This window comes from Nocardia brevicatena NBRC 12119 (assembly GCF_000308495.1).
In the GTDB taxonomy this organism is placed as follows: domain Bacteria; phylum Actinomycetota; class Actinomycetes; order Mycobacteriales; family Mycobacteriaceae; genus Nocardia; species Nocardia brevicatena.
In genome coordinates this window covers 1-2,811 of the sequence record NZ_BAFU01000201.1, presented here as the reverse complement: position 1 = coordinate 2,811, position 2,811 = coordinate 1, and the positions used below count along the sequence as shown (strand labels likewise).

Sequence of the window (2,811 nt, the reverse complement as noted above, 5' to 3'; positions counted from 1 at the left end):
AATGTAAGCACCAAATTTTAGGGATGTTCTCCTCCCTTGCCTCCCCTCCTTGCGGATCACATGGTGGGAGCACCCCTGCCTCGGGCAGCGGCGAAGATGCCCGATCGCGGAACATGTCTTCACCACCGCCACTTCCGGCGCCCGCCCGTTGCCGCGGCAACTCGATGCACCGGCCGCACCGCGATAACCGTCGACCGATCGCAACTTGCCGGATCTCGCCTTGTGACATCGGCCGCACCCGACCGAAACCGCCTCCGGGCAAGCATTTCCGCCCGGCGACCGCAAGGGCCATGTCGGCCCGCTCGTCGCAATCCTCGGACCCTTCTCGACCTGGAAGCGACATTCGTCGCGGTGGCTCACGACGCCGAGCCGGTATCCATCGGTGTCCCAGATGCTTGCGATCCGAAAGTGATTCGCAATCCATGACTAACAATTACCATTGCATTACCTTCTCCTTACCTAAGATGTAATAGATCAGGTTGTCACGACACAGCGCGGACAGAACCCAGAAAGAACTAGACCATGAACACAGCACCGAGAACTCCCCGTCCGCCCGAAGATCGAGACGCCTGGGCACCATCGACACGGCATGCGTCCATAGCGCTACTGGTGCCGGCCACAGCCGTCGCAGTGATGATCGCCGCAACCCCTGCCACGGCACTCGAGGTCACGAGGCCGTGCCTGTGGGCCGGAATCCCTCATGCCTCCGGGACGACCGTCACCGCCGGCGGCTGGAGCTTCCGCTGCGAGACAAGTGATTCCCGTATACCGCGCTGGCTGCGCAGCAGCCCGGCAGACGAACCGAGCAGCGTCCCCAATCCGGGTGTCCTGGGAGATCCGGCCGACTCGTTCAGCATAGGCGCGCATCAACCCGGAACCGATCACAACGACCATTGCGTCGGATATCAACTGGTCGAGGGCCGTGAGAACATCTACACGGTTTTCGCCGATTCCACCGGTACGCTGTACTGGAAAACCGCGGGGCCCATCGCCGAATGGACTTTCGACTCCGATACGGACCGTCCCGGCCCTTCCTGGCGTAGCGCGAGCTTATGCGACCGCGGCAACCTGTTCTGATGTTTACCGCGGTCACACACCTCGGCCCAACCGACCGACCGCCGAGCAGCACAACGCTCGTACGAGCGCTTCGAGACAGTCACACCGACGGTGCCAGGTCGACGGCGACACGCCGCCGACCGGTGACCGTCGGCGGCATTACCACGTCATGACCTCGACACCATCCACAACACCGGGCGTACATCGAGCATCCCGCTCGGGAGGGCGCACACCTGCTCGACCTGTCCGCCTCATCACGACAGGAAAAGACGAGCCACCACCGACGCACCGGCAATCGACCCGATTCGCCGGCCCGTTCTCCCGTTTCCACCACCATTCGGCCAACGCCGGGATAAGGACTATCATGCGATTCATCTCGCCACTGCTCGCAGTCACCGCCCCGATCGGGTACATCGTCCTCGGCAGCGCGCCTGCCTCGGCCCTGGCGGTGACCCCCTCACCTACTACGGTCACCGTGGACTTCACCCACACGGAGGCCCAGGCGATCACCGCCCTGAACCTCGGTCCCGTCCTGGGGCGGATTCCTCCCAACTTCACTCCGGAGGCGCAACAACGTCTCGGGGACAACATCTCTCGTATCGCCCACCAGGCCGCACAAACACCGGGGTCGACACTGACGATCCTCATCGATCAACCGGTCACGGCTCCACCGGGCGTCAGCGTGACCGTCACCCGCTGATCCGGGCGAGGCGGGGCACCGCTCGACGAGACGAGATCGCCTCGGCCCTCGAGCGGTGCTCTCCTCGACTCCGACAAGGCCTTTGCCTTGTCTGCCGGTAGGCCGACAAGGTGGTGCAACAGCCTGTGACGAGGCGCTTCACCCACCCCGAGACACTCGGCTACCGCATCGATTATCTCGAACGGGGACACACGCAGCCGCGGGCGGCATACAGATGCCGGGGCCGGCTCCGCCGGCCTCCAATGCCGCTCGGTCATCGGCCCGGTGACGACCGGGGATAACGGAAACGTCTCTCCCGCACCCGGGATCAACGACTCCAACCTTGCCCACAGCTCATCGATCACCACCGCATCGCCCACACCGGGATTGTCGAATACGCTGCAGCGCAACGCAAGGCATCCCAAACTTCATTCTGAACCGAGCTCTTACTCATCGATCTTCATGGGCTTTCCAGGTTGGGAAGCTGCCGGTGATCGAGGCAACGCCGGCCCGGCTCGACATCGCACGATTGCCTTCCAGTGCTATCCCGAAGCCGGTGTGGTTGTGGCATCTCGCGTCGACCTGGACGTGGACGAGGTCGATCTGTTGTGGCAGACATTTCTGCGCCGGTTCGATATCGAGCACACCTTCCGCATACTGAAACAGACCCCTGGCTGGACCAGCCCGAAACTCCGGAACCCGAGTGCCGCCGACCGGTGGTCCTGGCTGCTGTTGGCCGCCTGCACCCAGTTGCGTCTGGCCTGCAACCTCACCGCCGACCTGAAACGCTCATGGGAGAAACCGCCTGCCCCGCAAGGGCTTACATTTGCACGTGTCCGTCGAGGGTTTCGACACCTCTGCAGGAAAGTCGCCTGTCCCGCCAGAGCACCGAAACCCTCCCGACCCGGACCCGGCCGGCCGGTCACCGCAACCAACGCCCCGCACCCCGCTACGACGTGCACATCAAGACCACCAGCGACCGGAAACCATCCGAACCCGCCGGACCACAACCTCGCCAAAGCAACAAAACACCAGTTCACTGGTTAGGCCGTGTCGCCTAATTGCGTGTGGCGTTA

The 2,811-nt window shown here is 63.5% G+C and carries 3 protein-coding genes; 2 read left to right on the top strand and 1 reads right to left on the bottom strand.

The genetic code is table 11. From position 1 onward, the window contains the following. Positions 1 to 609 precede the first annotated feature (609 nt). Both ON20_RS26055 and ON20_RS26050 read left to right on the top strand, forming a co-directional pair. Positions 610 to 1,077 carry a hypothetical protein gene (locus ON20_RS26055; RefSeq protein ID WP_040839736.1) on the top strand — a complete coding sequence of 156 codons (468 nt, stop codon included), beginning with the start codon at positions 610 to 612 and terminating at the stop codon, positions 1,075 to 1,077. A 343-nt stretch (positions 1,078 to 1,420) separates the two neighbouring features. Next, complete coding sequence (locus ON20_RS26050) at positions 1,421 to 1,756, top strand: hypothetical protein (RefSeq protein ID WP_040839734.1); 336 nt, start codon at positions 1,421 to 1,423, stop codon at positions 1,754 to 1,756. A 429-nt stretch (positions 1,757 to 2,185) separates the two neighbouring features. Here the strand turns inward: ON20_RS26050 and ON20_RS26045 are convergent, their stop codons facing one another. Continuing rightward, positions 2,186 to 2,380: a hypothetical protein gene (locus tag ON20_RS26045; RefSeq protein WP_040839732.1), complete on the bottom strand. Its 195-nt coding sequence runs from the start codon at positions 2,378 to 2,380 to the stop codon at positions 2,186 to 2,188. Positions 2,381 to 2,811 lie beyond the last annotated feature (431 nt).

Excerpts from the sequence above, each read along its gene's own strand:
- ON20_RS26050 (WP_040839734.1), top strand. The coding sequence starts at position 1,421 with ATGCGATTCATCTCGCCACTGCTCGCAGTCACCGCCCCGATCGGGTAC.